This is a genomic window from Bradyrhizobium lupini, assembly GCF_040939785.1.
Classification (GTDB): Bacteria; Pseudomonadota; Alphaproteobacteria; order Rhizobiales; family Xanthobacteraceae; genus Bradyrhizobium; species Bradyrhizobium canariense_D.
In genome coordinates, this window is the sequence record NZ_CP162553.1 from 4659873 (window position 1) to 4676253 (window position 16381).

Consider the following 16381-nt stretch of genomic DNA (forward strand, 5'->3'; position numbering starts at 1 on the left):
GGAGTTTCGCATGAGTGAGGTCATCGACCGCCCACTACGAGAAGACGAAAAGCCTGCCGCTTCGCGGCTGCGCATCGTCGATTGCGACGTTCATCCGAGCCTGCATTCGTTCGACGATCTCAACGAGTTTCTGCCAAAGCGCTGGCAGCAGCATCTGAAGGAATATGGCAGCCATTTGCGCACGCCCTATCTGTTCACCACGCCCTATCCGCGCTCCTCGCCACTGATCGCGCGCCGCGATGCCTGGCCGCCAACCGGCGGACCTCCCGGGTCGGATCTCGCCTTCATGCAGAAGCAGCATCTCGATCCGCTCGACGTCGAGTTCGGGATTTTGCAGGTGCTCGATCTCTTCATCTTCTCGCAGCAGAACCTCGAATTCGGCGCCGCGATCCAGCGCGCCATCAACGACTGGCAACTGGCGTTATGGTCGCATCGCGACCCGCGTCTGAAGGCTTCGATCCTGGTCGGCCAGGACGGCGTCGATCTCGCCATTGCCGAGATCGAACGCTGCGCGAAAATCGGCGAATACGTCCAGATCAACGTCTCGCCGCGCGCCAACGAGCCGCTGGGCCGCCGCCGCTACTGGCCGATCTACGAGCGTGCCCAAGAACTGGACCTGCCGCTCGGCATCCATGTCGGCGGCTATGGCGGGCACGCGCCGACCGGTGGCGGCTGGCCGTCTTATTATGTCGAGGAGCACCAGTCCAACGCGCACACCATTGCGGCGCAGCTTGCCAGTCTCGTGATCGAGGGCGTGCCGGAGCGCTTTCCGAAATTGAAGTTTGTCTTCATCGAGGGCGGCTTCGGCTGGATCCCGTCCGCGGTGTGGCGGATGGACCAGCATTTCGAGCGCTTCCGCAGCGAGGTGCCGCATCTCAAGCGCAAGCCGTCGGAATACGTGCGCGAGCATTTCTGGTTCACGACGCAACCGATCGACGAACCTGACGAAGCCCGGCACCTGCGCTCGTTGATCGAATGGGTCGGCATCGACCGTCTCCTGTTCTCGTCGGACTATCCGCACTGGGATTTCGACGATCCGCGCTTTGCGTTCAAGACGCCACTGACGGACGCCGAGCGAAGGAAGATCTTCAGCACCAATGCCCGCGCGGTCTACAAGTTCTGAGAAGGTCTGCACGGATGGCCCGTCACATCGTCGCGTCCACCTCGGAGATACCACCCGGTGGCAACAAGGTCGTCGATGTCGCCGGCCGCGACATTGTCGTGTTCCACGTCAATGGCGAGTTCTTCGCTTTGCTGAACCGCTGCCCGCACGAAGGCGCGCCGCTGGAGAAAGCGGCCTGTGTCGCGCGACTGACCTCGCCCGAGCCCGGCATCTATCAGCGCTCGCGCGTCGGCGAGATGCTGCGCTGTCCCTGGCATGGCTGGGAGTTCGACATGCGCAACGGCCAGTCCTGGTTCGACCCGAAGCGCGTCAAGATTAGGTCATATCCGGTCGCGGTGGAGCGAGGCGAGGAACTCCAGAAAGGCCTGTATGTTGCCGAGACCTTTCCGGTGCATGTCGAGGACAGCTACGTGATTGTCGAGGTCTGAGCAGCCGTTTCGGATTGTGATTTCGCCGCAGGTGGGATAAGCCTCGCCCGCATTTATGGCGGAGACGAGCTTTGTCGAAACAATCCCTGCGTGAGGAGGCCGAGCGCCTGATCCGCGAATCGATGGAAAAGAAAACCGTCGTCGTCAAGCAGGGCGATACTCGCATCGAGGCCGTCTGTGGTAAATGCGGCGCCCCGAACCGTGTGCAGGCGCCAAAGGGCCAGACCCGCATCAAGTTCGCCTGCAAGAATTGCGGGCATCAGCAAGAGACGCTGTAGGTTTCTTCGCCCTCTCCCCCTGTGGGAGAGGGTGGCTCGCCGCATAGCGGCGAGACGGGCGAGGGGTTTCTCTCTGCGAGAGACACTGCTCCTGAATTTGCGGATGCAACCCCTCATCCGGCGCTTCGCGCCACCTTCTCCCACAAGGGGAGAAGGAAAAACGCCTAATCCCCCTTCACGAATTTCGCGAATGCATCCGCATGGTCCGGGTGCCAGCGTGACAGCGGCGGGCGGTTCTCCACGATATCGCCCGCGGCCCACAGCATGCGCTTTTCGTCGAGCGCGCGCGGGACGTCGTTGTCCGGGCACAGAATGTAGAAATCGCCGGCCTCCAGCCGCGCCAGCATGAAATGCACGGTCTGCTCGGCCGTCCACGCCCCGGCCGGCTTCTCCGTCCGGCCCTTCGCGGTAAGGCCGGTAAAGACGAAGCCGGGAATCAGCAGATGCGCGGTGATGCGGCAACCCGCAGTGTTGCGCAGCTCGTGCTGGAGCGCTTCCGTAAAAGCTTTCACGCCTGCCTTGGAGACGTTGTAGGCGGGATCGCCGGGCGGGGTGGTGATGCCCTGCTTCGACCCGGTGTTGATGATGAGCCCCGCCCTGCCGCGCGCGATCATGTTGGGCGCGAAGATGCGCGAGCCGTTGATGATGCCCCACATGTTGACGCCGATGATGCGCTGCCAGTTGTCGGGTTCGCCGAACAGCGTGCTGCCGGGCTGGATGCCCGCATTGTTCATGAGGATGTCGGTGCCGCCGAAGCGCTCGTGGACGGCGCGCTCCAGTTCCATCACGCTCTCGGCCTTGCTGACGTCAATCGCGAAGGTCATCACATGTGCGGCGGACGTGAGGGATGAGAGTCTTGTCGCGGCGTCCGCCAGCCGCGCCTGATCCACATCGGCGATACACACCTTCACGCCGTTTCGCGCGAAGGCTGCGGCGGCGGCGAATCCGATGCCGGACGCGCCACCGGTGATCACGGCAACATTGTCTTTGATGATCGCGGGATGTGGCATGGATCGGTCTCCGGGGAGGGGCTCGGTCGTGCTATAACATGGCACTCGCGCGACCCCGCACAAGTCGGCATGGGAGGTGTTCGTTCCGCGCCGACTCTACGCCTCTACTTTACGCCTGTCCGGCATCGCAGTATTCTATCGATCAACGATCCCACCCAGATCGAACCAATCAATCATTGACAGGGAGTTCAGCCATGGCTGTGTCGCAGGCTATTCCGATCACGCGCCATCCATTCGCCAACGGATCCTACAAGCAGATGCTGATCGACGGGAAGTGGGTCGATGCTGCCTCAGGCAAGCGCTTCGAGACCCACAACCCCGCGACCGGCGAACTGCTCGCAACAGTGGCCGAGGGCGACAAGGAAGATATCGATCGCGCAGTTGCTGCCGCTCGCCGCGCCTTCGAAGGGCCCTGGAGCAAGGTCAAGCCGTTCGAGCGGCAGAATCTGCTCCTGAAGCTTGCCGACCTCGTCGAGAAGAATTTCGACGAATTGTCGCAGCTCGACACGCTCGACATGGGCGCGCCGCTCAGCCGTACCCGTGCCTATCGCCTGCGCGCCGTCGGCATGCTGCGCTATTATGCCGGCCAGTCCACCGCGATCCATGGCGAGACCATCGAGAACTCGCTGCCCGGCGAAATCTTCTCCTACACGCTGAAGGAGCCGATCGGCGTCGTCGGCGCCATCATTCCCTGGAACGGTCCCTTGACTGCGACGATCTGGAAGATCGGTCCGGCGATCGCGACCGGCTGCACCGTCGTGCTCAAACCGGCCGAAGAAGCGCCGCTGACCTCGCTGCGCATCGCCGAGCTCGCGATGGAAGCGGGCGTTCCGCCCGGCGTCATCAACGTCGTGCCTGGCTATGGCGAGACTGCGGGCGCGGCGCTTGCCGCACACCACGACGTCGACAAGGTTGCCTTCACCGGCTCGCATGTCACGGGCCAGTCGATCATCCGCGCCTCGGCCGGCAACCTCAAGCGCGTCTCGCTCGAGCTCGGCGGCAAGTCGCCGGACATCGTGTTCGCGGATGCCGATCTCGATGCGGCCGTGCCGGGCGCTGCGATGGCGGTGTTCGCCAATTCGGGACAGATCTGCAGCGCCGGCACCCGGCTTTTCGTCGAGCAGTCGATCTATGAGGAGTTCGTCGGCCGCGTGGCCGAGTTCGGCAAGAAACTGCAGGTCGGCAACGGCCTCGATCCCAACACCCAGATCGGACCGCTGGTGTCCGAGCAACAGCTCGAGCGCGTCACCAGCTATCTCGACATCGGCCAAAAGGAAGGCGCGCGGGCGCTTGCCGGCGGTGGCCGCGTCACCGAAGGCGCGCTTGCAAAAGGCTTCTTCGTATCGCCGACAGTGTTCGCGGGCGTCCAGGACAATATGCGCATCGCGCAGGAGGAGATCTTTGGTCCCGTCATTTCGGCGATCGCGTTCAAGGACATGGACGAGCTGGTCAAGCGCGCCAACGCCACCACGTTCGGTCTCGGCTCGGGCCTGTGGACGCGGGACGTCAGCAAGGCGCATGCGGTCGCGAAGAGGCTCCGTGCCGGTTCGGTGTGGGTGAACTGCTACCAGGCGATGGACCCGGCCGTGCCCTTCGGCGGCTACAAGATGAGCGGCTACGGCCGCGAATCCGGCAAGCAGCACGTCGAGGAATATCTCAACGTGAAGGCGGTGTGGATCAAGACGGCGTAACACTGGTCTTTCCCGCGTTCCGCGGGAGGGAATATCTGCTTTTGCAGGGGCGGCGCCTTCTCTCGGTAGCCGCCCCTCGCTATATGATGCGCATCCTTCCTTCGCCATTCGAGGCCAGCATGAAATTCGAGGCGTTGTTTCAACCGTTGCAGGTCGGTCCGTACACGCTCGCGCATCGCGTCGCGATGGCGCCGTTGACGCGCATGAGGGCCGAGCGCGAGAGCTTTTCGCCGCGGCCGCTCAACGCCGAATATTACGGCCAGCGCGCCACCCAAGGCGGCCTGCTCATCGCCGAGGCCTCGCCCGTGCTCTCGCACGGCCGCGGTAATCCAGCGACGCCCGGCATCTATTCGGAGACGCAGATCGCGGGCTGGCGCAAGGTGGTCGACGCCGTGCACGCCAAGGGCGGCATCATCTTTCTCCAGCTCTGGCACGTCGGCCGCGTCTCGCATTCCTCCTTCCACGGCGGGGAGCTGCCGGTCTCGGCCTCCGCGATCCCGATCAAGGCCGAAGGCATGAAGGCGATGACTGCCGACGGCAAGATCTCCAACTATGAGACGCCGCGCGCGCTGGACACGGATGAAGTCAAGGGCATCGTCGAGGCCTTCAGGCAGGGTGCGAAGAACGCGCTGGCCGCCGGCTTCGACGGGGTCGAGATCCACGGCGCCAACGGCTATCTGCTCGAGCAATTCCTGCAATCACGCAGCAACCAGCGCACCGATCAATATGGCGGTTCGATCGAGAACCGCGCGCGGCTTCTGCTCGAAGTGACCGAGGCCGCGATCGACGTCTGGGGCGCGGGCCGCGTCGGCGTGCGGCTGTCGCCCCACGGCATCGCCAATGATTCCGGCGAGCCCGATCCGATGCCGCTCTACACGCACGTGGTCAACGCGCTCGACAAGCTCGGTCTTGCCTATCTGCATTTCATCGAACCGCGCTCCAGCGGCTCGGGGCGCGCCGAAGTCAACTGGCAGAACGTGCCGTCGGCGATGCTGCTGTTCCGCCCGCTCTACAGCGGCGTGCTGATGACCGCCGGCGGATTTACCGGCGAGACCGCGAACGCCGCCATTGCGGAGGGGCATGCTGACATCATCGCCTTCGGCCGCATCTTCATCTCCAACCCCGATCTGCCGCTCCGCCTGCAGCAGGATTACCCTCTCACGCCGTATAACCGTGCGACGTTTTACGGTGGCGAGGAGAAGGGTTATACGGATTATCCCGCGTACGACGAACTGACGCCGGTCTGACACTGCTGTAGCCCGGATGAGCAAAGCGATATCCGGGGTTCACTCAAGCTCTGGTCTTCCCGGATGTCGCTTCGCTCATCCGGGCTACAGAGTTATTGTGTTGCCCCGACTGACACCACGAACTCCGTCATTGCGAGCGCAGCGAAGCAATCCAGACTGCCTCGGCGGAAAGACTCTGAATTGCTTCGCTGCGCTCGCAATGACGAGAGGAGAGACAATGGCCAAAGCCGCAGCCGCCGCAGGTATAGCCACCGGCCAGTGCCTCTGCGGCAGGGTTACCTTCGAGATCGACGTTCCCGCACGCTGGGCCTGGCACGATCACTCCGCCGCCAGCCGTCGCGCCCACGGCGCCGCCTATGCAACCTATGTCGGAAGCTGGAAGAAGCGGTTTCGCATCACCGCAGGTAAGACGGCGCTGACGCGCTACGAGGACAAGGCAACGAAGACCGCGCGCAGCTTCTGCGCGCATTGCGGCACGCCGATCGCATATGAGCGCCCGCGCGGGCCGCATATGGTCAACATCCCCCGTGCGCTGTTTAGGGAACGCACCGGCCGCCAGCCGCTCTATCACATCGCGATCGAAGAGCTGCAGGAATGGACCTATACCGGCGAGCCGCTGGTGCCGCTGAAAGGCTTTCCCGGTGTGGTCTGGCAGCGCTCGAAAAAAGAAGCGGGCGAGCGGCGAGGATCCGTTCGAGTTGGGGCGCGAGGAGATGTAGCGCTGTCCCACGCAACGCAGCCATGACCGCGCTTCCTTGCGCGCCTCCCGCGATTTCGGCCATCATGCTTTTTGCCTTGCGGCAACGTCCGCCTCTGGAGGAAACATGAAGAACAAGATCACCGGCCGCTCCGCCTTTCTCGCGTTGCTCAAGGACGAGGGCATCACGCATCTGTTCGGCAATCCCGGCACCACCGAGCTGCCGATCATGCATGCGCTGAAGGATCACCCTGACCTCGCCTATGTGATGGCGATGCAGGAGAGCCTGGTGGTGGCGATCGCGGATGGCTATAGCCGCGCCTCCGGAAAGCTGGTCGCCTGCAACGTCCATGTCGCGCCCGGCCTCGGCAACGCGATGGGCTCGCTCTACAACGCCCAGTTCACGGGCACGCCGATGATCCTGACCGCGGGCCAGCAGGAGCAGGGCCACGGACTGATGGAGCCGGTGCTGTATGGGCCGCTGGTGCGCATGGCCGAGCCGCTGGTGAAATGGGCGGTCGAGGTGACGCGGCTCGAGGATCTGCCGCGCATCGTGCGCCGCGCCGCAAAAGTCGCAACCACCCCGCCGACCGGGCCGGTGTTCATTTCATTGCCCGGCGATATCCTCAACAGCGAGGCAGGGATCGATCTCGGTCGCTCCACCCGCATTGACGCTCGCACAAGGCCATCGGATGAGGCACTGAAGGCGTTCGCCGCCCGACTGCTCAGGGCCGAGCGTCCCGTGATCGTCACCATGGACGAAGTGGTCAAGAGCGATGCGCTGATGGAGGCCGCCGAACTCGCAGAACTACTCGGCGCGGCTGCCTACCAATCCTCGACGCCCTATGGCTCGCACTTCCTCTCGGAGAGCCCGAGCTTCGTCGGCACGCTGGCACGTGTCCAGAAAGTCGCGCGCGACACGCTTGCGCCCTTTGACCTCTTGATCGCGCTCGGCGGCGATCCCTTGCGGATGTCGGTCTACAGCGAGGTCGACGCGCTGCCGGAGGGCCTTGGCATCGTGCAGATCGGCCTCGGCGATTGGGAGATCGCCAAGAACTACGGGGCTGAGATCGCGCTGAAGGCGGATTTGAAGGAAACGCTGCGCGCGCTGATCCCGGTGTTGAAGGAGATGGGCGGCGCTGCCCTGGCGAGCCGCGCGAAGCAACGGCTGACCGAACTCGCGCCGAGGAACTGGACCGCGCGGCGCACCGCGCTGGTCGAGCAGATCGGCAAGGCCGCGGACCGCAGCCCCATCGATCCGGACTGGCTGGTGCTGCAAATGGTCGAGGCCATGCCCGCTAATGCCATCCTCGTGGACGAAGGCCTCACCTCGAGCCGCCAGATCACGGCCTTGCGTGCGCACCGCGATCGCTTCGGCTATCACGGCCTTGCCTCCGGCGGCATCGGCTGGGGCCTGCCGGCCTCCGTCGGCGCCAGCATCGCCAATCCCGATCGCCCGGTGGTCTGCTTCTCCGGCGACGGCAGCGCGATGTATTCGATCCAGTCGCTGTGGACAGCGGCGCATCACAAGCTGCCGCTCAATGTGGTCATTGCCAACAATGGCGGCTACCGCATCATCAAGCAGCGCCTGCTCGCCTTCCACGGCGACGACAATTACGTCGGCATGGATTTTGTCGATCCGCCGGTGGATTTCGCGGGCGTGGCTAAGGCGCTGGGATGTGAGGCAATCAAAGTCAGCGATCCCCGAGAGTTGAAGGCGACGCTGGCGTCGGCGTTTGGCCGGCCGGGGACGAAACTGATCGAGGTGATGGTGGACGGGAAGCTGTAGGGCAGCGTCACCTGCGGCATTGGTGCCGCCACATTATCAGTCGTGATCACCCGCGAAGGCGGGTGATCCAGTATTCCAGAGGCGGCGGTGATTGAGTCGAGACGTTGCGGCGTACTGGATGCCCCGGTCAAGCCGGGGCATGACAGCGTACCTAGCGGCGCTACCCCTTTCTCCCCACTCTGAACCCTGCCGCCGGATGCGGCGCACCTAGCCGCGCCCGCCCCTCGCCGAACAGCTTCTCGCGTAGCGTGCCCTGCGCGTACTCCGCCTTGTACCGCCCGCGTCGCGTCAGCTCCGGCACCAGCATGTCGGCGATGTCCTCGAAATCGCCGGGTGAGATCGCGAAGGCGACGTTGAGGCCGTCGACATCGGTCGCCTCGAACCACGCCTCGATCTTGTCCGCGACCATTTCCGGCGTGCCGACCACGACGGGACCTGCGCCGCCGACGCCGACATGCTCGATGACGTCGCGCACGGTCCAGACGCGATCGGGATCGGCGCGGGTGACGTTATCGAGTGCGCTGCGGCCGGCATCGTTCTGAACATGGCGCACCTGCTGATCGAGCTCGTAGCCGGAGAAGTCGATTCCGGTCCATCCCGACATCAGCGCCAGCGCGCCTTCCGGGCTGATGTGGCGGCGATAGTCGGCATATTTTTCGTTCGCTTCGGCTTCCGTCCGCCCGAGGATGATCGTCATCATCGAGAACATCAGGATTTCCGCCGGATTGCGGCCGAACGCGGCGGCCTCCTGACGGATCGCCGATACGCGCGGCGCGATCACCTTGGCTGACGGCCCCGACATGAACACGCATTCGGCGTGCCGTGCCGCGAACTGCCGTCCGCGCGGCGAGGTGCCGGCCTGATACAGCACGGGCGTCCGCTGCGGCGACGGTTCGCTCAGGTGGATGGTGTTGTTGATGCGGTAGTTCGCGCCCTCGTGGTTGACGCGATGGACCTTTGTGGGATCGGTGAAGATGCCGCGCGTGCGGTCGCGCAGCACGGCGTCTTCCTCCCAACTCCCTTCCCAGAGCTTGTAGACGACCTCCATATATTCGTCCGCGATCTCGTAGCGGTCGTCGTGCCCGATCTGCTTGTCCTTGCCGGCGCCGCGCGCGGCGCTGTCGAGATAGCCGGTGACGACGTTCCAGCCGATACGCCCCTCGGTGAGATGATCGAGCGTCGACATCCGCCGCGCGAACGGATAGGGCGGCTCGAAGGAGAGATTGCTGGTGACGCCGAAGCCGAGATTCTGCGTCACGGCGGCCATTGCCGACAGCAGCAGCAGCGGATCGTTCGAGGGCGACTGGGCTGCGTTGCGCAAGGCTGCGTCAGGACTGTTGCCGTAGACGTCATAGACGCCGAGCACGTCGGCCAGGAACAGTCCGTCGAAACGGCCGCGCTCCAGCGTTCTGGCAAGATCGATCCAATAGGGCAGGCGGTTATATTCGGCAGTGCGGTCGCGCGGATGGGTCCACAAGCCCGGTGATTGGTGCGCGACGCAATTCATCGCAAATGCATTGAGCCTGATCTGCTTGGCCATGATGGTCCCCCGGCGCCCTGTACCGGGCGCTCTTCGAATGATAGAGCTGCGCCCGAACTTGGCGAAGTTCTTGCATATAGCGCGACGTTGGCAAGGCCAAAATCAGCGGCGCTGCCGCGCTTGGCAAGCCAATCTCAAGAGAGCAAGAACGAAATCCCAAGACTATCGAAGTCCCCGCCACTTTCGGAGGCCTGCCCGTATCGGGTATGCTCCTTCGCCTCGCAACCTAAAAAAGAAAATAATGACCAGAGCCGATGCCATCGCCCGCGCCCGTGACGATTTTCAATCGGGCGCGTTCCTCGCCGAACTCGACCGCCGCGTCGCCTACCAGACCGAGAGCCAGAATCCGAACCGGAGCGTCGAGCTGCGCGCCTATCTGGAACAGGAGATGGTGCCCGCTTTTGCCGCGCTCGATTTCGAAAGCCGGATGATCGAATCTCCCAGCGGCAAGGCGCCGTTCCTGTTCGCCGAACATCACGAAAGTGAGGCGGCGCCGACCGTGCTGATCTACGGCCATGGCGACGTCGTCGACGGGATGGAAGGCGAGTGGCGCGACGGCCGCGATCCCTGGCGCACCACGGTTTCGGGCACGCGTCTCTACGGTCGCGGCACCGCCGACAACAAGGGCCAGCACAGCATCAACATGGCGGCACTCCGCGCGGTGCGCGAGGCCCGCGGCGGCAAGCTCGGCTTCAACGCCAAGTTCATCCTCGAGATGGGCGAGGAGATCGGCTCGCCGGATCTCGGCAAGGTCTGCGATCTCAATCGCGATGCACTCAAGGCCGATCTGTTCGTGGCCTCCGACGGGCCGCGCCTGTCCGCCGACCGTCCGACCCTATTCCTCGGCTGCCGTGGCGGCATCCGCATTCATCTCGATGTGAACGTTCGCGACGGCGGTCATCACTCGGGCAATTGGGGCGGTGTGCTCGCCAACCCCGCGACCATTCTGGTCAACGCGATCTCGACGCTGGTCGACGGCCACGGCCGCCTTCAGCTGGACGCGCTGAAGCCGCCGCGCCTCACCAACCAGATCCGAAGCTATCTTGCGGACGTGCAGGTGGTGCCGACCGAGGACGAGCCGGCGTTGGCCGAGAACTGGGGCGAGGAGGGTCTTTCGGCGGCCGAGCGGCTCTATGCCTGGAACACGCTCGAAGTGCTGGCGATGTCGTCGGGAAACATCGAGAAGCCGGCCAACGCCATTCCCGGCCACGCCAATGCCGTGCTGCAACTGCGCTTCGTGGTCGGCACCAAGGTCGACGGCCTGATCGAAGCCGTCCGTGCGCATCTGGTCGAAAGGGGTTTTCCGATGGTCGAAGTGCGGGCCGCACAGAGCTTCGCGGCATCGCGCACCGATTTCGACAGCCCCTGGATCGCATGGGCGGCGAATTCGGTGAAGGAGACCACCGGCAAAGTGCCGGCGGTGCTGCCGAATTTCGGCGGCTCGCTGCCCAATGACGTGTTTTCCGAGATATTGGGCCTGCCGACGATCTGGGTGCCGCACTCCTATCCCGGCTGCTCCCAGCATGCGCCCAATGAGCACATCCTGCTGCCATTGACCGAAGAGGCCTTGACGGTGATGGCCGGCCTGTTCTGGGATCTCGGGGAATTGCCAAGCCCGCTAACAAGCCCGCTAACGCGCCCGCCCGCCGGCCTGAGCCGTTAACCGGAGCCGCGATCCAGCCAAAAGTCACATTCTATTCCAACCCAATTTGTGCTTGCATCCCGCCGGCATCATCCTGAAAGGGGACCAAAACGTGAAACATTTCCGTAGCATCGGCCTCGCGCTCGCCGCGACCTTCGCCGTCGGCCAGGCCGGGGCCGAGGAGCTGACCGGCACGCTCAAGAACATCAAGGACACCGGCGCCATTACGCTCGGCTTCCGCGACTCCTCGATCCCGTTCTCTTATCTCGACGACAACCAGAAGCCCATCGGCTACGCGATGGACATCTGCTACAAGATCGTCGACGCCGTGAAGAAGGAGCTCAAGCTCGACAAGCTCGAGGTCAAGCTCAATCCGGTGACCTCGGCGACCCGGATCCCGCTGATGGCGAACGGCACCATCGATCTCGAATGCGGCTCGACCACCAACAATGCCGAGCGCCAGAAGCAGGTTGCCTTCACCAACACCCATTATTTGACGGCCAGCCGCTACGTCTTCAAGAAGTCGAGTGGCCTGAAGGCGATTGACGACCTCAAGGGAAAATCGGTGGTTTCCACTGCCGGCACCACCAACATCAAACAGCTCACCGAGGCCAATGTTGCAAAAAGCCTCGGCGCAAACATCATTCCGGCCAAGGACCACGCCGAGGCCTTCCTGATGGTCGAGACCGACCGTGCGGTCGCCTTCGTGATGGATGATATCCTGCTCGCGAGCCTCGTTGCCGGCTCGAAGTCGCCCGATGACTACGTCATCTCCAAGGACGCGTTCTCCAAGCCTGAGCCCTACGGCATCATGCTGCGCAAGGACGACGCGGCCTTCAAGAAGGTCGTCGACGCGGCGACCGCTGCGCTCTACACCTCCGGCGAGGGCCAGAAGATCTACGACAAGTGGTTCACGCAGAAGATCCCGCCGAAGGGCCTCAATCTCAACACGCCGATCTCGGCCGAGCTGAAGAACGAGTTTGCCAAGCCGACGGACTCGCCAAACCCGGACGATTATAAGTAAGCTATAACCTCGATCTTTCGATCGGGATCGTGTCCGGCCATCTTGACTCCAGGATGGCCGGACATTTGCATAGGCGCCAGGACATCGATGACTGGCGCGTTCGCGCGGGGGACACGTGAACTACAACTGGAACTGGGGAATCTTTTTCCAGCCGAACCCGATGGGGACCGGCACCTATCTCGACATGCTGTTGTCGGGCCTGGTGCTGACCCTCAAGACGGGTGCGCTCGCCTGGATCATCGCGCTGATCACCGGATCGATCGTCGGCGTGATGCGCACACTGCCGTCGAAGGGAGCGTACTGGTTCGGCTTTGCCTATGTTGAATTCTTCCGCAATATGCCGCTGCTGGTGCAGCTCTTCCTGTGGTTTTTCGTGCTGCCGGAAGTGTTGCCAAGGTCCGCGGGATTGTGGCTGAAACAACTGCCGAACGCGCCGTTCTGGACGGCCGCGATTGGCATCGGGTTCTTCATGTCGGCGCGCGTCGCCGTGCAGTTGCACGCCGGCATCGGATCGCTGCCGCGCGGGCAGAAGATGGCGGCGACCGCACTCGGCCTCACGACCCTGCAGGCTTATCGCTACATCCTGCTGCCGATGGCTTTTCGCATCATCCTGCCGCCGCTGACGTCCGAGTTCCTCAACACCATCAAGAACACGGCTGTGGCCATCACCATTGGTTTGCTCGAACTGACCGGCCAGGCGCGCTCGATGCAGGAATTCTCGTTCCAGGTGTTCGAGGCCTTCACCGCTGCGACCATCCTCTATCTCCTCGTCAACGCCGTCGTCGTGACCGCGATGCGCTTCCTCGAGCGCTGGATCGCGATCCCCGGCTACATCACGGGGAAGTAGCGCCATGTTCAGCAATTTTGATTTCGGGGTCATCATCCGCACGCTGCCCTATCTATTCTATGAGGGCATGACGTTCACGCTGATGCTGACCGGGCTTGCTGCACTCGGCGGCCTCGTCTTCGGCACGGCGATCGCGCTGATGCGGCTGTCCGGCTACAAGGTGCTGGGCCGCATCGCGGGCGTCTATGTCGACTTCATGCGCTCGCTGCCGCTGGTGCTGGTGATCTTCTGGTTCTACTTCCTGGTGCCCTATATCGGGCAATGGGTAACTGGCGCGTCGCGTCCGATCAGTGTCGGCGCGTTCGCGTCCTCGCTCATCACCTTCATCATGTTCGAGGCCGCGTACTTCTCCGAGATCATGCGTGCCGGCATCCAGTCGATCTCGCGCGGCCAGCCGGCCGCAGCCAACGCGCTCGGCCTGACCTACGCCCAGACCATGCGCTACGTCGTTCTGCCGCAGGCCTTCCGCAACATGCTGCCGGTCCTGATCACGCAGACCATCGTGCTGTTCCAGGACACCTCACTGGTCTATGTGCTGTCGATCACCGATTTCCTCGGTGCGGCTAGCAAGGTCGCGCAGCGCGACGGCCGTCTGGTCGAAATGTATCTATTCGCAGCGATCGTCTACTTCACCATCTCCTGTATCGCGTCCTTCGGCGTTCGCCGCCTGCAGGCGCGCATCGCCATCATTCGATAGAGTTTGCCATGATCGAGATCAGCCACGTCGACAAATGGTACAGCCCGGCCTTCCAGGTGCTGACCGACTGCACCACCAGCGTCGCCAAGGGCGAGGTGGTCGTGGTCTGCGGTCCGTCGGGATCAGGCAAGTCGACGCTGATCAAATGCGTCAACGCGCTGGAGCCATTCCAGAAAGGCGACATCAGCGTCGATGGCACTAAGGTCAACGACCCCAGGACCAATCTGCCCAAGCTGCGCGCGCGTGTCGGCATGGTTTTTCAGCACTTCGAGCTGTTTCCGCATCTGAAGATCATTGATAATCTCTGCCTCGCGCAGCAGAAGGTGCTCGACCGGTCGCGCGACAAGGCGGTGGCGAAAGGCATGCAGCTGCTGGAGCGGGTCGGCCTGAAGGAACAGGCGCAAAAATTTCCCGCGAACCTGTCCGGCGGCCAGCAGCAGCGCGTGGCGATCGCCCGCGCGCTCGCGATGGATCCCATCGTCATGCTGTTCGACGAGCCGACCTCGGCGCTCGACCCCGAAATGGTGAGCGAGGTGCTCGACGTCATGGTAGACCTCGCCCATGAGGGCATGACCATGATGGTCGTGACGCACGAGATGGGCTTTGCCCGCAAGGTCGCCAACCGCGTGATCTTCATGGACCGCGGCGAGATCGTCGAGGACGCCCCGAAGGACGATTTCTTCGGCAAGCCCCGCAGCGACCGCGCGCAGAAGTTCTTGTCGAAGATTCTGTCGCATTGATCCCACTGTCATTCCGCGACGTGCCTCCTGGCGCCGGTCGGGAATGACGGGTTGAGGGTTTCGTGGCACCGACAAATCCCTTATACCAGCGGGTAATCCCTATTCCCGCCAGGAGACCTGCCTTGGATCCGATCGCCTATGTCAACGGCTCATTCGTCCCGCTTTCGGACGCCAAAATTTCGGTCCTCGATCGCGGCTTCCTGTTCGCCGACGGCATCTATGAGGTCTCGGCCGTGCTCGACGGCAAGTTGGTCGACAATGCCTCGCATCTGGCGCGGCTGGAGCGCTCGGTCGGCGAGATCAAGCTGAGGCTCCCGGAGACGGTCGAGCGCATCACCGAGATCCAGCAGGAGCTGATTGCACGCAACAAGGTCGAGAACGGCCTCGTCTATCTCCAGGTCACCCGCGGCGCCGACAAGGGCCGCGACTTCGCCTTCCCCAAGGGCGACGTCAAGTCGAGCCTGGTGATGTTCACGTCGGAGAAGGACATCATCAACGCCGCCTCGGCCAAGACCGGCATCAATGTGATCACCGTGCCCGACATCCGCTGGGAGCGGCGTGACATCAAGAGCGTAGCATTGCTGGCGCAAGTGCTGGCAAAGCAGGCCGCGGCCGAAGCCGGTGCGGGCGAAGCCTGGATGCTGGAAGACGGTTACGTCACCGAAGGCGGTTCGTCTTCAGCGTTCATCCTGACCCAGGACGACGTCATCGTGACCCGCAAGAACTCCAACGCGATCCTGCCGGGCTGCACCCGCAAGGCGGTGGTGGCGCTGGCGGAAGAGCGTCAGCTCCGCGTCGAAGAGCGTTCCTTCACGGTCGCCGAGGCGCTCGCCGCCAAGGAAGCCTTCGCCACCTCGGCGTCGCTGTTCGTCCAGCCGGTGGTTGCGATCGACGGCAAGAAGGTCGGCGACGGCAAGCCCGGCCCGATCGCCATGCGGCTGCGCGAGATCTACGTGGAGTTCGCGAAGGCGACGGCGGTTTAAGCTACCCACCGCCGTCATCGCCCGGCTTGACCGGGCGATCCAGTACTCCGTGACGGGAGTGCTGGACTCGAGAAGCCGCGGCGTACTGGATGCCCCGGTTAAGCCGGGGCATGACAGGCGAATGTATTGAGGCAGTTTGGCCTCATGCGTCAGCACCTCACGCCACCGACGCCTTCACCTTTACCGGGTGAACCGCACGGAACGCGATCGCTAGCCTGTTCCAGGCATTGATGGCGCCGATCAGCATGGTCAGGTTCACCGTCTCCGCATCGGAGAATTGCGCGCGGACCTGCTCGTAGACGTCATCAGGCGCGTGCGTCTCGGCGATCAGCGTCACTGATTCCGTCCAGGCCAGCGCGGCGCGCTCGCGGTCGGTGTAGAGCGGCGATCTCGCGCCAAGCGTTGAGCAGATAGATGCGCTGCTCGGTCTCGCCGCGCTTGCGGGCGTCCTCGGTGTGCATGTTGATGCAGAAGGCGCAGCCGTTGATCTGCGACGCGCGGATCTTGACGAGCTCGATCAGCGATTTCTCGAGGCCCGTCGACTGGATCTGCTCTTCCAGTGCCATCAGCGCCTTCATCGTGTCGGGTGCGGCCTGGTAGAAATTCATGCGGGGTTTCATGGTCGTTCTCCTTGCTTGCTGGGGT

15 protein-coding genes and 1 pseudogene are annotated in these 16381 nt (G+C 63.5%); 13 read left to right on the forward strand and 3 right to left on the reverse strand.

Annotated elements, in window-relative coordinates; translation table 11 throughout:
* The first annotated feature begins 10 nt into the window (after positions 1 to 10).
* The 3 genes from AB3L03_RS22025 (at position 11) to AB3L03_RS22035 (ending at position 1829) form a co-directional block, all read left to right on the forward strand.
* Positions 11 to 1123: an amidohydrolase family protein gene (locus tag AB3L03_RS22025; RefSeq protein WP_204512432.1), complete on the forward strand. Its 1113-nt coding sequence runs from the start codon at positions 11 to 13 to the stop codon at positions 1121 to 1123.
* A gap of 14 nt (positions 1124 to 1137) precedes the next feature.
* On the forward strand, positions 1138 to 1551 hold the full coding sequence (locus AB3L03_RS22030) for a Rieske (2Fe-2S) protein (RefSeq protein WP_368507034.1): 414 nt from the start codon (positions 1138 to 1140) through the stop codon (positions 1549 to 1551).
* A gap of 71 nt (positions 1552 to 1622) precedes the next feature.
* Entirely contained in the window at positions 1623 to 1829 is a 207-nt protein-coding gene (locus AB3L03_RS22035; RefSeq protein ID WP_007615092.1) for a hypothetical protein, read from the forward strand.
* 164 nt (positions 1830 to 1993) lie between these two features.
* On the opposite strand, the gene AB3L03_RS22040 is transcribed toward AB3L03_RS22035, so the two are convergent.
* A complete protein-coding gene (locus AB3L03_RS22040; RefSeq protein ID WP_368507035.1) occupies positions 1994 to 2839 on the reverse strand; it encodes an SDR family NAD(P)-dependent oxidoreductase in 846 nt (281 codons plus the stop codon).
* A gap of 194 nt (positions 2840 to 3033) precedes the next feature.
* Here AB3L03_RS22040 and AB3L03_RS22045 point away from each other — a divergent pair, with 194 nt between their 5' ends.
* From AB3L03_RS22045 to AB3L03_RS22060, 4 genes are all read left to right on the forward strand, one after another.
* Positions 3034 to 4530: an aldehyde dehydrogenase family protein gene (locus AB3L03_RS22045; protein ID WP_085361236.1), complete on the forward strand. Its 1497-nt coding sequence runs from the start codon at positions 3034 to 3036 to the stop codon at positions 4528 to 4530.
* 119 nt (positions 4531 to 4649) lie between these two features.
* On the forward strand, positions 4650 to 5777 hold the full coding sequence (locus tag AB3L03_RS22050) for an alkene reductase (protein ID WP_204512430.1): 1128 nt from the start codon (positions 4650 to 4652) through the stop codon (positions 5775 to 5777).
* A gap of 217 nt (positions 5778 to 5994) precedes the next feature.
* The gene (locus AB3L03_RS22055; RefSeq protein WP_368507036.1) at positions 5995 to 6522 is read left to right on the forward strand and encodes a GFA family protein; all 528 of its coding nucleotides are present in this window, start codon (positions 5995 to 5997) and stop codon (positions 6520 to 6522) included.
* Between the two features lie 79 nt (positions 6523 to 6601).
* Positions 6602 to 8263 (forward strand): thiamine pyrophosphate-binding protein, encoded by a 1662-nt coding sequence (locus tag AB3L03_RS22060; RefSeq protein WP_018453377.1) that lies wholly within the window; start codon positions 6602 to 6604, stop codon positions 8261 to 8263.
* A gap of 160 nt (positions 8264 to 8423) precedes the next feature.
* Here AB3L03_RS22060 and AB3L03_RS22065 read toward each other — a convergent pair whose 3' ends face one another.
* Positions 8424 to 9803 (reverse strand): LLM class flavin-dependent oxidoreductase, encoded by a 1380-nt coding sequence (locus AB3L03_RS22065; protein WP_204512429.1) that lies wholly within the window; start codon positions 9801 to 9803, stop codon positions 8424 to 8426.
* A gap of 241 nt (positions 9804 to 10044) precedes the next feature.
* On the opposite strand from AB3L03_RS22065, the gene AB3L03_RS22070 reads away from it, so the two are divergent.
* From AB3L03_RS22070 to AB3L03_RS22095, 6 genes are all read left to right on the forward strand, one after another.
* Positions 10045 to 11466 (forward strand): M20 family metallopeptidase, encoded by a 1422-nt coding sequence (locus tag AB3L03_RS22070; RefSeq protein WP_085350151.1) that lies wholly within the window; start codon positions 10045 to 10047, stop codon positions 11464 to 11466.
* A gap of 91 nt (positions 11467 to 11557) precedes the next feature.
* Complete coding sequence (locus AB3L03_RS22075) at positions 11558 to 12469, forward strand: amino acid ABC transporter substrate-binding protein (RefSeq protein ID WP_026232521.1); 912 nt, start codon at positions 11558 to 11560, stop codon at positions 12467 to 12469.
* Between the two features lie 115 nt (positions 12470 to 12584).
* Positions 12585 to 13316: an amino acid ABC transporter permease gene (locus AB3L03_RS22080; protein ID WP_368507037.1), complete on the forward strand. Its 732-nt coding sequence runs from the start codon at positions 12585 to 12587 to the stop codon at positions 13314 to 13316.
* 4 nt (positions 13317 to 13320) lie between these two features.
* On the forward strand, positions 13321 to 14013 hold the full coding sequence (locus tag AB3L03_RS22085) for an amino acid ABC transporter permease (RefSeq protein ID WP_018453382.1): 693 nt from the start codon (positions 13321 to 13323) through the stop codon (positions 14011 to 14013).
* An 8-nt stretch (positions 14014 to 14021) separates the two neighbouring features.
* Positions 14022 to 14753: an amino acid ABC transporter ATP-binding protein gene (locus AB3L03_RS22090; RefSeq protein ID WP_018453383.1), complete on the forward strand. Its 732-nt coding sequence runs from the start codon at positions 14022 to 14024 to the stop codon at positions 14751 to 14753.
* Between the two features lie 122 nt (positions 14754 to 14875).
* Entirely contained in the window at positions 14876 to 15736 is an 861-nt protein-coding gene (locus AB3L03_RS22095) for a D-amino-acid transaminase (protein ID WP_018453384.1), read from the forward strand.
* A gap of 157 nt (positions 15737 to 15893) precedes the next feature.
* Here AB3L03_RS22095 and AB3L03_RS22100 read toward each other — a convergent pair.
* A pseudogene (locus AB3L03_RS22100) lies at positions 15894 to 16356 on the reverse strand (carboxymuconolactone decarboxylase family protein).
* Between the last annotated feature and the right edge of the window lie 25 nt (positions 16357 to 16381).

Coding starts and splice junctions, on each gene's coding strand:
- AB3L03_RS22085 (WP_018453382.1), top strand. CDS start 13,321: ATGTTCAGCAATTTTGATTTCGGGGTCATCATCCGCACGCTGCCCTAT.
- AB3L03_RS22070 (WP_085350151.1), top strand. CDS start 10,045: ATGACCAGAGCCGATGCCATCGCCCGCGCCCGTGACGATTTTCAATCG.
- AB3L03_RS22025 (WP_204512432.1), top strand. CDS start 11: ATGAGTGAGGTCATCGACCGCCCACTACGAGAAGACGAAAAGCCTGCC.
- AB3L03_RS22090 (WP_018453383.1), top strand. CDS start 14,022: ATGATCGAGATCAGCCACGTCGACAAATGGTACAGCCCGGCCTTCCAG.
- AB3L03_RS22040 (WP_368507035.1), bottom strand. CDS start 2,839: ATGCCACATCCCGCGATCATCAAAGACAATGTTGCCGTGATCACCGGT.
- AB3L03_RS22050 (WP_204512430.1), top strand. CDS start 4,650: ATGAAATTCGAGGCGTTGTTTCAACCGTTGCAGGTCGGTCCGTACACG.
- AB3L03_RS22060 (WP_018453377.1), top strand. CDS start 6,602: ATGAAGAACAAGATCACCGGCCGCTCCGCCTTTCTCGCGTTGCTCAAG.
- AB3L03_RS22045 (WP_085361236.1), top strand. CDS start 3,034: ATGGCTGTGTCGCAGGCTATTCCGATCACGCGCCATCCATTCGCCAAC.
- AB3L03_RS22030 (WP_368507034.1), top strand. CDS start 1,138: ATGGCCCGTCACATCGTCGCGTCCACCTCGGAGATACCACCCGGTGGC.
- AB3L03_RS22065 (WP_204512429.1), bottom strand. CDS start 9,803: ATGGCCAAGCAGATCAGGCTCAATGCATTTGCGATGAATTGCGTCGCG.
- AB3L03_RS22055 (WP_368507036.1), top strand. CDS start 5,995: ATGGCCAAAGCCGCAGCCGCCGCAGGTATAGCCACCGGCCAGTGCCTC.